Source organism: Rhodococcus oxybenzonivorans, assembly GCF_003130705.1.
In the GTDB taxonomy this organism is placed as follows: domain Bacteria; phylum Actinomycetota; class Actinomycetes; order Mycobacteriales; family Mycobacteriaceae; genus Rhodococcus_F; species Rhodococcus_F oxybenzonivorans.
On sequence record NZ_CP021354.1, the window covers coordinates 5728872 to 5740486 of the forward strand.

Here is an 11615-nt window from a genome sequence, read left to right on the forward strand (position 1 = left end):
ACAAGAACGTCGCTAAAGCTGCAGACTCTTGATTTCGACAAACTCTTCGAGGCCGAATGCCCCGCCCTCACGCCCGTGGCCGGATTGCTTGAATCCGCCGAACGGTGCTGCGCCATTGAACTTTCCACCGTTGACCTCGATCTGCGTTGCACGCAGTCTGCGCGCCACCGACTTCGCGCGCTCGGGGTCGGCGGACCACACAGCGCCGGCAATACCGAAAATCGTTCCGTTCGCGATTTCGATCGCGTCCTCGGTCGTGTCGTACGCAATGATCGACAGCACCGGACCGAATATTTCCTCCTGGGCGATCGTGCTGTCCGGGTCCACCTCGGAGAACACTGTGGGTTCGACGAAGAATCCGGTACGGGCAGGTGCGTCGACCGAGCCGGCGACCAGCTTCGCGCCCTCCTTGACGCCGGCACGAATGTAGCCGAGCACCCGCTCGCGCTGAGCTGCGGTCACCATGGGTCCAAGCTTCGTGTCGCCGCTCGTGGGATCGCCCGGGGCATATGCCGCCACCGCCTTTGCGGCGAGCTTCTCTGCCTCGGACAGGCGCGAGCGCGGTACGAGCAGGCGAGTCTGCGCGTTGCAGGACTGCCCGCCGTTCATGTAGCAGGCACGCACGGTGTGCGGCACGGCCTTCGCGAACTCCTCGACATCGAGGTCATCGAGCAGCACCGCGGCGCTCTTGCCGCCCAGCTCGACCGACACCCGCTTCACGGTCCCGGCGGCCAGTTCCAGCACTCGCTTACCAACCGAGTTCGATCCGGTGAAGCTGACCATGTCGATGTCCGGGTGAACGGCGATGGCCTCACCCACAATCGGACCATACCCGTGCACCATATTGAAAACTCCGGCCGGGATCCCGACCGCTTCGACCGCCTCTGCCAGAGCGTGGGCGGTGAACGGAGCAACCTCGCTGGCCTTGACGACCACCGTGCACCCGGCCACGAGCGCGGCGCCGATCTTGGCGGTGATCTGGTGCAGTGGGTAGTTCCAGGGCGTGATACATCCGATCACGCCGACCGGCTCACGCACGATAAGGGAGTTGCGGAGCGGTTCTTCCCACGGGAAGTGCTTCGCCGCGGTCACTGCCTCCCGCAGGTCGACGATGCCCAGTCCGACCTGGGCCCACCGAGCGACCCTGCGTGGGGTGCCGACCTCGGAGACGACGATGTCGGTGATGTCGTCCTGTCGCCGCTCCAGTTCGTCGGCCAGACGCGACACGAACTCGGCCCGCGTGTGCGGGGCGGTCTGCGACCACTTGCCTAAGGCCCGTCGTGCGGCAGCGACCGCCATATCGACATCCTCGGCAGCTCCGGCGGGGACGCTCCCGATGCGCTCTTCGGTTGTCGGGTTGACGACGTCGATTCGCTCCGTGCTCGTGGACGCGATCCACGTGCCATCCACATATAGTTCCAAACTCACGATGGTTCTCCCCGTAGAATTGAGTTGATGAAAATTGCCGATGCCTCGAATCGCTCGATTACCGAAAAGCACCACGGTGCAGCGACTCCACAGTCATGATCCGAGCAGATCTCGCAGGCTTTCGTCGCTTACCGGCGTGGTCGCTAGACCCAGCACCCCGGCAAGGAATCCGCGGATGGTGACCACGAAAAGCTCGCGCGACGACCACTGGTTGGCCTCGAGCGCGCGGGCGAGGGTCGGGTGTCTACGCTCGTCGACCTTAGGGAAGACCTCTGTGCTGCCGACCGGATCGCGCATGAGATCGCTCAGAGTGGTTGCGAGAGCGAGTTTCTCCAGACCGTCCAGTATCACCACCTGGAGTTGCGCCGGAACGCCCCCGTCCTCGAGGATTCGCGCACACCGTTCATACGTCCGGGTCAGGACATCACGGGGAAGAAATTGCACCAACACGAGGGCGGCATTGGGATGACGAAGGATTGCGTCGCGGTAATTGAGGCTGAGTTCGACGAACCACTCCACCCAGTCCGTACCGGACGAATACTCGGGCACCGTCGCCCCGGTCATCAGCTCCTTCGCCACCTCGGTCATGAGCTCACGACGATCAGCGAAGTGGTGGTACAACGAGGAGGTACTTACGTTCAGCTGTTTGGCCACGCGCGGCAGACTGAACGCATCCATGCCCTCGGTGTCGATGATCTCGATGCTTGCCGCGACGGTCGCACTCCGGCTGATCAGAGGCTTTGCCGGTCTCCCCATCATGTCCCACTTTCGATCGATCCGAGATTCAGCTCCACGACCCCGCCGTATCGGCTCCGATGGAAGACCAGTGGCTCCGTCACTGGATCGGACCCGAAATCGAGCATGCCGGCAACTGCGATGAGGTGATCTCCACCGTCGTGCTCCGCAGTGAGCGCCACCTCGAACCATGCTGCCACCCCCTCGAGAATCGGCGCGCCGCGCTCGGCCGGTCGCCACTGCACTCCGGCGAATTTGGGTCCGCCCGATTTCGCGAAGCGGTCGCTGAGGTCGCGTTGACCCGAGGAAAGTACGTTGATACAGAATGTCTCGGCGGTACGGATCGCCGGCCAGCTCGTCGAACGCCGATTCGGGCACAGTAAGACCTGGGGCGGATCCAGCGACAATGCCGAAAACGACTGGCAGGTGAACCCGGCCGGTTCGTCGCCCACCATCGCCGTCACCACCGTCACGCCGGAACAGAAGTGTCCCAGAACGTCGCGAAGCGCCCGCGGGTTCACAACCGATTGTGTGCTGCTGTCCGATCGTGTCGACACGTATGGTCCTCTCATACTCTCAGTGCGATGTGCACCCTGATTTCACCTGCGGGACTGAGCCATCCGCGGTGATCAGCGAACTCGATCATTGCTTCGAATCGTTTCGACCACGACGGGTCCAATGCCTGCTCCCCCGCAAGGGCGCGGATCGTGTCCGGTTTGACAAAGACCTGCTGGGCGCCGGACGGTCGGCCGAGGGCCGAGAGTCGGTCTGCCCAGATTCTGCACTTCGGGTCGGCCGATTCGATATGGAGGGAGCCGAACTCGTCGGCGTCTTCGAGCCGGAACTGTGACTTGCCGGAAATCTCGTCAACCACGATTCGCATGGGTTCCTCCCCTGTTCATGGTGGTGTGGTGGAAGCTAGGGCTGCGGGCATCGAGGATGGGCAGCACTTCATCCAGCAGTAATTGCACACATGCATCGCGTGTGTTCCTCTCCGTGACAGCAGGAACGACAGTGACGCCGTCGGCAATGTCGGCCGCGCGGATGTCGAGGATCAGACTTGCCAGGCCGCTCGGCGTTCCGACGTAGACGACGGTGTCGCCTTCCGTCATGCCAGTTGCCGACGGGCGCCTCTGTCCTGCGCCGGCTTCGAAGCGCGCGGTGCGAGCGTCCGGCGCGATATGGACGACGACGTCGAGCAGTACGTCGACCCGGCCGCCGGATGTGTCGCCCGCGGCCCGAATGTGGGCACGCTTCTTCTGCGCCTCTCGAAGGTTCGGGGCTGTAATTCGCACTGTGCGGGCGTCATCCTGGCGCCGCACCACGATGGTGCTGTCGACCGGCGCGTCTGGCGTCGACAGGTCCACGGCCACGGTGAGCTGTACCCCGTTCACGACGTGGTCCGTCCCGTATGGGGTGCGGTTCGTCGCCACACCAGTGCCGGTGACAGGGTCGTGGTGCGGAACACCAATGGATCCGAGGACAGGGTCATCCGGTCACCGTCGAAGCGCACATGCCGCTTCTGGTTCTCACCGAGCCAGTTCGGGTACAGCGATACCGCCATCTCGTGCCATACGGCGGAGTCATCCTCGTCGACGTGGTAGGGCCCCGAATACGCAAGGTAACCCCCGGCGGCCTCGCTTCGTTCGCTGATCTCGCCACTGTGGACGTTTCGCGAGCGGTACGGTGTTCGGCCAGGGCGCATGATCTGTGCCGACATGAACCCGTCCGCCGAGTAGATGATCAATCCGCGGGCCTCGGGACCAAGGGGGTAGTCGACTTTCCCACTGTTCGAGGTCGTCGAGTACTCGACCAGTTCCCAGGCCCCGACGATTCGTTCGGCGATCGAGACGCCTTCGGTGTCGGTGTCAGTGCTCATGTCATGCTTCCTTTCAGCTCACAGCACGTCGCGCGTGCAGAGAAGGACCGAGCTCGACAATGCGGCCATGGGCCCGCCGATGAAGAGCGAGACCTGCGCATCGGGAACCTGGTTGGTGGAGGTTCCACGCACCTGGCGCACGGCCTCGACTGCCAGACCCATTCCGTTGACGAACGAATCCGCGAGGTTTCCACCACTGGTATTCACCGGGAGCAGCCCGTGCGGGGCGGTCAGATTCTCGAGTGTCATGACCTTGCCGGCCTCGGCACCGGGTGGGCACAGACCGTGATCGATCAGTGCAGCCACACCCGAGCCACTGAAGTTCTCGTATACCTGGACGACGTCGACCTGGTCCGGACGGAGGTCGGCATCCGCCCACAAGGTTTCGGCAACTCCGGCGGCTCCGGAGAATCCGGCCGAGGTGTAGTCGAGATCGTTCTCGCTGTCGACGGCGTATCCGCCGACCGCACCCTGACTGCCGGCCAGCACGTAGGCCGGACTGGGTGAAAGTTCCTCGGCGCGGTCGGCGGCGACCAGGATGAGCGCCACAGCCCCGTCGTTCTCCCGTGAGCAGTCGTACAGCCGGTAGGGCTCGACGATCATCCGGGATGCTTCGTATTCGGCTTCGTCGAGCGGACGGCCGTACGCGGCGGCGTACGGGTTGCGCTGCGCGTGGAAGTAGTCGGCGAGAACCAGGGATCTCATCGCGGATTCCGGAACACCGTCGTGTTCGAGCATCCGTCGGGTGCGCAGCGCGCAGGCTTGCGCCGGCGATCCAACCCCATGCGGGAGCATATGGCCGTCGAAGTGATGCTTGGCGTATCCGAGTCGGCCGGAATCCTGCTGTGCCATGGCACGATACACGACCACGCACCGCGCTTGCCCTGCAGCGATAGTGACCGCAGCGTTGGTGATCGCCGCGGCAGCACCACCTCCGCCACCACCCCAGATCATGGTGGACCATCGGATCCGGGGCGACATGAGCGACGCACCCACGACAGTCCCGTCGTTGTCGCCGCCCCCGTACGAGACGAATCCGTCGATTTCGCGTGGTGACACACCGGCGTCAGCAGCAGCCTCGACGATGGCTCGCAAAGTCATCCGGAGCTCACTGTCCGGCGATTCTCCTCGCTTGTAATGGAATTCACTGGCACCCACGACGGCTGCAGCACCACGGAGGAAGGTATCGGTCATTGTCCGGTTCTCCGTTCGGTCTCGGTGGTAGTGCTCGCCATGCGCCAGCGCAGCACCGGCCAGGGTGCATCGGCGGGCTGCTGGATGATCCCCGCAACCGCATCACCGATGGCAATGTCACCGGCACCATTCTCGGCGAGCAGACCGAGTACTCGTCGTCCGCCGGCTTCCGGAAGTTCGACGAGAACTGTGACGAACGGCAATTCGCCGGCAAGCTCCGGGATGAAGGGGTGCCAGGTCCGCGACCACGAGAAGATTCGTCCGACCGGTTCCACTGCAGTCCATTTCGGGTCGAACGTCTGACACCGTCCGCACATCCACCGCGGTCCCCAGATCCACAGGTCACACTCTCCGCACCTTTGCAGCCTCAGCTCACCCGCCTGCAGACCCTCCCAGTACGGCAGGTCGAGGCCGTCTGCGTACGGGCCGGCCAAGGCCGTGGCCGGAAACTCGCGGGCTGTTCCGGCACCCGGTGTCATCGGATCGCTCCACTCTCGTGAATTGGCATATCGCTTCCTTCTGCTGCAGGCGGGCGCCGTGGGGAACCCGACGATCAGTGCTTGGTCAGGTAACCCGCATCGATCGGCAGGTCGATTCCGGTCACGTACTTGGCGGCGTCGGAAACAAGCCACAACACGGCGTCGGAGATGTCCTGCGGTTCGAGCATCATCACGTCCAGCAGATTCGTGCGGTCGTTGTGCTTCCACTTCCGCACCACGTGCGGCAGCACTTTCGACAGGCCGGCCGCCATCGGGGAATTGACCCCTGTCGGGTTCACCGTGTTGACACGGATGTTGTAGTCGGCGAGCTCGAATGCGAGGGTGTCCTTCAGCCCCTGCAGGCCATGCTTCGCGGCGCCGTAGTGCCCCCACGACGGGGAAACACCCAGCCCGTCGACCGACGAGGTGATCACGATCGATCCGCCGCGGCCACCCTCGATCATCGCGGGGACGACAGCTTTGCAGGCCTTCCACGCGCCGGTGAGGTTGACGTCGAGCATCGTCTGCCACGCGTCGTCTTCGATCTCGATCGTCGACTCGGCGTGATCATGGATGCCGGCGTTCGCCAGCAGGATGTCGATACGTCCGAACTGAGAGACGGCCAAATCCGCGACAGCCCTCATGTCTGCACTGCTCCGGACATCCGCTTGCATGCCGGCGATTTCGCCACCGGCTTCCTTGACGAGCTGGATCGTCTCCTCGAGATCATCCGATGTCGCGAGTGCATACTGAACCTCGTCGATCGGTGCCGCGATGTCGCAGACCACGATCTTGGCCCCCGCACCGGCAAGTGTGAGCGCATGTGAGCGGCCCTGTCCTCGTGCACCGCCGGTGATGACTGCAACTTTTCCGTCGAGTCCGTCGAGAGAGGTCATCGATTCTCCTGATGTGAAGTGGGTAGTGATGTAGGAATTGCCCGGACGTACTAGCCTGCGCTCTTCGCGCGTTCGTAGTCTTGTGTCGCCTGGCTGATGCCGGTCGCGAAGCGCTCGCTGAAGCCTTCCTTGCGTGCCTGTGTCCAGTGGTAGGAGTTCAGCAGTGGTTCGCAGGTGCCTGTAAATCGGGGCATGACGTCGCGCATGAGGATGCGGTACATGCGCGAGGTTGCCTCGATGTCTGCCCAGTCGTGTGCTGTCGCGAGGAAGGTGCCGAATCCACCAGTGCGGTCGATGATCTTCTGGATGTAGTCGATGGCATCGTTCGCATCGCCGATGCAGCCGTATCCGGACTCGTTGACACGCCGGACCAGTTCCTCGTGCGCGACTTCTTCACCCGGTTCGATCATTTTCATCGGGGTGACGACGTGGCGGTAGTCCATGAAGTCGCGCAGCCCGTACCGGGTGTCTTCGACGGCTTGCTCGAAGGTGTCGGCGATATGGATGTTGCCGACGATCGCCCAATCGTTCCGATCGACGCTCTGCCCGTACACATTCGCCTCGTGGGTGGTGATATCCCAGGTCTGGGAGAGCAACTCGACCGACTTGGCGCTCGTCCCCCCGATAGACAGCAGGCCGAGCCCGTACTTGCCGGCCAGCTTCGGGCCCGACGGCGACATCGCGGCCGCCACAGTAATCGGTACCCCCGGGTACGAGTAGGGGCCGAGTTGGACTCGCGCGTCCTCGAGAGAGAACCATTCAGTCTTCCGGTCGACGGGTCCCGGTGTGTTGAGCAATTCCAGGATGGCGTCGAGGGATTCTTCCATCCGCGGCCGCAACACGTTGTAGTCCATGCCCATCATCTGCGAATCGGCCACGAGCGCACCCGGCCCGACTCCGATACGTATGCGGCCACGGGTCATGTGGTCCAGGAAGGTGATGCGATCGGCCACCATCAAGGGATGGTGGTAGGGAAGGGATATGACGCCACTGCACAGCTCGATACGCGACGTGCGCTGCGCGGCTGCGGCAATCATCAACTCGGGCGAGGGCCCGACCTCGTACCCACCACTGTGATGCTCCCCGAACCACACCTGATGGAATCCGAGCCGATCGAGGTCCTCGACATGGCGGAGGTCCTGTTCGATCGCCATCGTGGGGTTACGCCGAGGGTTGTGGTACGGCGGAAGGAACACTCCACACCGCAGGGGTGCCTTCCTCGAGGCCGTTGCATTCTTCACGGCCGACCCGTTATTGCCAGCTTTCGGCTCCATTTCATATCTCCTGTCGGTCGTTGCGTGCGGCGCCGCAGATGGTGACGATGGCGCGTGCCGTCTCGTCTCCACGGTTGTGCCACCGATGCTTGTTGCCGTTGACGACCACCGTGTCGCCGGCGTTCAGTTCGATTTCCGCTCCGCTGTCGAGTTCGAGGACGAGCGAGCCCTCGAGAAGCACGTGCACGTCCACGGAATCCGTGCGGTGGAATCCGGGCGCATCGTCGTCCATTTCGACGATTCCGTTGTCACTGTCGCCGACCCGTCCGGGCTCGAGCACCCAGCCGATCACCCAGACGCCACCGGGAGCGGGAAATCCGACCGTTTCGGGCACGTGGCCCGCGTTGGGTACCTCTGGAATGGCATCGGAACGCCAGATCGGGTCGAGGCCTGCGGCGTCGATTCTCTCGATCGTCTCGTCGGCGACCAGCACGGCTGTACCGTTCTGTTCTGCAGCGATAACGCGGCGAAAGCTCATGTAATGCCCTTCGGAATGATACCGAGACCGGTCAACTTTCGACCTTCCCGCCCGGCAAAGACTTCACATCGTTCAAGTCCACGGAAGTTGAATCGCCCGTGCCGTGGATCACATCCTTTTAATCTAATGCCTTTCGGTTGGATCGACAAGCCCGGACAGGCCTTCGTTGCAGTCAGCCCGATACCAGGACGCTCGCGGAGGAGGATTCGGCATCAACCGGTCCCCCAGACCCCTTCCTGCGACGCAGAGTGACCGCGAAGCACACCACCAGCAGCCCTGCAATGGCCGCTGGGATCGCAGACAACAGGAGAACTGTCGCGCTCGCCATACTCGTGGCGAGCAAAGCCCCACCCAGCGCCGGCGCGAACAGGCCACCCATCCGGCTGACTCCGAAGGCCCAGCCGATCCCCGTCGCACGTACCGCTGTGGGATATGCCTGCGCTGCGACCGACGTCAGAGCCGCCGCCAGCCCGATCGCGCCGAAGCCGAGGGTGAAGCACAGGGCGCCCACAGCGGCGGTCGACCCACCACCCGTCAAGATCCATGCCAGCAGCGACACCGACGCTATGGTGGCGAGGGGACCGAGAACTGCAGCGGCGACTCCGATCCGGGTTCTGTCCATGGCAACGCCCAACACCAGTGCGCCGACGATGCCACCCAGGGTCGCCAACGATGTCGCGAGTAGTGCAGCACTATCCTGCACCCCGTTGTCGGTGAGAATCGTGGCCAGCCAGCTGAGGACGAAATAGCTACCGAAGAGCGCAAAGAACATCATCGACCAGATGAGGACGGTGAGGGTCGCCCTGCCCTTCACAAAGAGCGCGGCAACACGCGCGCCGACCGGCTGAGGGGGCAGGAGATACTCGGTGTAGGCACTGTGCGGCGTGCGGGTGTCGATCTTGTCCAGAATGGTCGCAACCTTCGTGGTGCGGCCCAGCTTGGCCAGGAATTCGACGGACTCGGGCAGCCAACGCCATGTGCCGACAAGAATGATGAGAGGAACGATTCCCGCGACCAGGAGGAGCGCCTCCCCGCCGTGCACGGGCACGATCCGTGAAGCGATCACTCCGACGACGAGCCCGCCGACCGCCGTGCCGGAACTCAGCACGGTGACAGTAGTCGCCTTCAATCGGGACGGCGAGTATTCGTTACCCAACGCGAACCCGTTCGGCACGGCAGCACCGATCCCGAGCCCTGCAACGAAACGACACACTGCGAGCGCCAGGACCGATGTAGCGAAGAACGAGGGAATGGCAGCGAGGCCGAAGACGAGGATCCCGAGGCCCATGATCCGCTTGCGCCCGTATCGATCCGCCAGTGGAGCGATCAGAAAGTTCGAGAGAATCTCGCCGACCAGTGCAGCCATCACCACAATCGAGAAATCGGCCGGCGACACACCGTATGAATCCGCAAGGCTCGGAATGGCATAGCCGATCGACAGCACGTTGAAACCGTCAGCGAATGCCAGTGCCAAGCAGATGACTATCGCCCGCCACTGGAATCGAGACACGGGAGCACGGTCGATTATCTCCGTGATCCTGACAGATGAAGTCAATTCAGTGATCCTTCTGTGAGATGGGGTCGATCGACCCGTTCCGGATCTTCGACATGAAAGTTTTCCCACAATGCTTTCGGCCCATCGAGACATGATCAGGCCGACGGATACCGAGCCGTGATACACGACTACCCATGGATCGCAGTGCTGCGGATCACATGCGCTTAATCTAAATGCTATCGGTTAACTCGTCAAGCAACGCGCACTTTTCCGGAATTGCGGATCGGGCTTTTCAGGAACTCACGGTTGACCGCGGGTAATCGCTGATCTACCTTCATCGCAAGGCGATTCGCCTACTCACCCCAGCCCTCACCCCGCGGCGACAGCACTCGTCCCGGCCTTTCCGGGCAATGGCCATCCGCGGGCGCTTTTCGGGCCGCTCCCCTACGCGAAGGATCCCGATGACCTCGACACAGCTCGATCTTCCCGAACATCTGATCACCGACTTCGATGTGTACGACCCGTCCCTGGCCGTGCCCTCCGACGTGTTCCAGGAGCGCGTGGCCGCGCTGCGCAAGCAAGGGCCGGTCCTCTACTCCCCGCATCACGGGGGCCATTGGGTGGTCACGCGGTACAAAGAAGCGCTTCAGGTACTCCAGGATCCGGAGACGTTCTCGAGCTTTCCGAACAATCTGCTCAATGCCGCGCAGGGCAAGTTCCTTCCGCTCGAACTCGATCCGCCGGAACACAGCTACTACCGGCAGGCACTGCAGCCGCTGTTCAGCCCCAAGCAGATGAAGGCGCTCGAGCCCGAGATCCGGAAAATAATCACCGAGTTGATCGACCAATTCGCCCACAAAGGCGAATGCGAGTTCATCTCGGAGTTCGCACACGAGCTGCCGACTCGAATCTTCCTTGCGCTCATGGGATGGCCGCTGAGCGACGCGCCACAGTTCACGGAGTGGACCGACATCACCCTGCAGGGCATCCCCGGGGCGAGCGAGGTGGAATCGGCCGAGGCGCGCGCGAAGGCGGCCGGAGAGATTTACGAGTACTTCGGGAAGGTCGTCGCGCGAGTTCGATCCGGTGAAGACAGTTCCGAGAGCCTCACCGCGCAGATCATCAACACCCCGCTCGACGTCGACGGAACGCCTCGGCCACTCACCGACGAGGAACTGAGCCGGATGTTCTTCCTGCTGCTCGTCGCGGGACTGCACACCGTCCAGGGTGCTCTCGCCTGGGGGCTGATTCACCTGTCGCACAATCCCGAGCAGCGCGAGGCGATCATCGACGACCCGACGCTGATTCCGTCGGCAGTGGAGGAGATCCTGCGGATCGAAACTGCCACGAGCAGCGGGCGTCGCGCGACCCGGGATGCCGAGATCGGTGGTGTCTCCATCAAGGCCGGCGATCAACTGTTGGTCGTCATGACGTCCGCCAACCGCGACGACGACGAGTTCGACAGCCCTGAAGAGCTACAGATTGAACGGCACCCCAACCGACACATCGGGTTCGGCGCCGGGCCGCACCGCTGCCTCGGCTCCCATCTCGCGCGGCTCGAGCTGCGACTCGCGATGGAGGAGATCCACAGGAGGATTCCCGACTACGCGCTGGTTCCGGACAACCCCGCGGTCTTCCATTCGTCCCAGGTTCGCGGATGCGAGAAGCTACCGATCACGTTCACGCCGTCGCCGCACTGATCTCCGGCGACCCGGTCGCGGGAACGCAGTCCGAACGGTAGAAGGTCCCCGGAGAAA

13 protein-coding genes are annotated in these 11615 nt (G+C 63.2%); 1 reads left to right on the top strand and 12 read right to left on the bottom strand.

All coding sequences use genetic code 11. The annotated features are described in order from the left end of the window. Window positions 1–12: 12 nt before the first annotated feature. The 12 genes from CBI38_RS26475 to CBI38_RS26530 all read right to left on the bottom strand — a co-directional run bounded on the left by CBI38_RS26475 (window position 13) and on the right by CBI38_RS26530 (window position 9918). A complete protein-coding gene (locus CBI38_RS26475; RefSeq protein WP_109335381.1) occupies window positions 13–1428 on the bottom strand; it encodes an aldehyde dehydrogenase family protein in 1416 nt (471 codons plus the stop codon). Window positions 1429–1521: 93 nt separating this feature from the next. Beyond that, a complete protein-coding gene (locus tag CBI38_RS26480; RefSeq protein ID WP_109333576.1) occupies window positions 1522–2184 on the bottom strand; it encodes a TetR/AcrR family transcriptional regulator in 663 nt (220 codons plus the stop codon). After that, window positions 2184–2720, bottom strand: a complete 537-nt coding sequence (locus tag CBI38_RS26485) for a flavin reductase family protein (RefSeq protein ID WP_109333578.1) — start codon at window positions 2718–2720, stop codon at window positions 2184–2186. The genes CBI38_RS26480 and CBI38_RS26485 overlap by 1 nt, the downstream gene beginning before the upstream one ends. Before the next feature lie 11 nt (window positions 2721–2731). Further along, window positions 2732–3046: a hypothetical protein gene (locus tag CBI38_RS26490; protein ID WP_109333580.1), complete on the bottom strand. Its 315-nt coding sequence runs from the start codon at window positions 3044–3046 to the stop codon at window positions 2732–2734. Beyond that, a complete protein-coding gene (locus tag CBI38_RS26495) occupies window positions 3030–3557 on the bottom strand; it encodes a hypothetical protein (RefSeq protein ID WP_230989977.1) in 528 nt (175 codons plus the stop codon). The genes CBI38_RS26490 and CBI38_RS26495 overlap by 17 nt, the downstream gene beginning before the upstream one ends. Next, the gene (locus CBI38_RS26500) at window positions 3554–4042 is read right to left on the bottom strand and encodes a lipocalin-like domain-containing protein (protein WP_109333584.1); all 489 of its coding nucleotides are present in this window, start codon (window positions 4040–4042) and stop codon (window positions 3554–3556) included. Before CBI38_RS26500 ends, CBI38_RS26495 begins: the two co-directional genes overlap by 4 nt. An 18-nt stretch (window positions 4043–4060) precedes the next feature. Further along, the gene (locus CBI38_RS26505) at window positions 4061–5236 is read right to left on the bottom strand and encodes a thiolase C-terminal domain-containing protein (RefSeq protein WP_109333586.1); all 1176 of its coding nucleotides are present in this window, start codon (window positions 5234–5236) and stop codon (window positions 4061–4063) included. Further along, window positions 5233–5715, bottom strand: coding sequence for a Zn-ribbon domain-containing OB-fold protein (locus CBI38_RS26510; protein WP_109333588.1), 483 nt, complete (start codon window positions 5713–5715; stop codon window positions 5233–5235). Before CBI38_RS26510 ends, CBI38_RS26505 begins: the two co-directional genes overlap by 4 nt. A 74-nt stretch (window positions 5716–5789) precedes the next feature. Further along, complete coding sequence (locus CBI38_RS26515) at window positions 5790–6611, bottom strand: mycofactocin-coupled SDR family oxidoreductase (protein ID WP_109333589.1); 822 nt, start codon at window positions 6609–6611, stop codon at window positions 5790–5792. Window positions 6612–6661: 50 nt separating this feature from the next. Beyond that, window positions 6662–7852 (bottom strand): LLM class flavin-dependent oxidoreductase, encoded by a 1191-nt coding sequence (locus tag CBI38_RS26520; RefSeq protein ID WP_230989978.1) that lies wholly within the window; start codon window positions 7850–7852, stop codon window positions 6662–6664. Window positions 7853–7886: 34 nt separating this feature from the next. Then, complete coding sequence (locus tag CBI38_RS26525) at window positions 7887–8363, bottom strand: cupin domain-containing protein (protein ID WP_109333593.1); 477 nt, start codon at window positions 8361–8363, stop codon at window positions 7887–7889. 172 nt (window positions 8364–8535) lie between these two features. After that, window positions 8536–9918: an MFS transporter gene (locus CBI38_RS26530; protein WP_204164827.1), complete on the bottom strand. Its 1383-nt coding sequence runs from the start codon at window positions 9916–9918 to the stop codon at window positions 8536–8538. A 401-nt stretch (window positions 9919–10319) separates the two neighbouring features. Between CBI38_RS26530 and CBI38_RS26535 the strand changes: the two genes are divergently transcribed. Beyond that, entirely contained in the window at window positions 10320–11558 is a 1239-nt protein-coding gene (locus CBI38_RS26535) for a cytochrome P450 (RefSeq protein WP_109333597.1), read from the top strand. The last annotated feature ends 57 nt before the right edge of the window (window positions 11559–11615 follow it).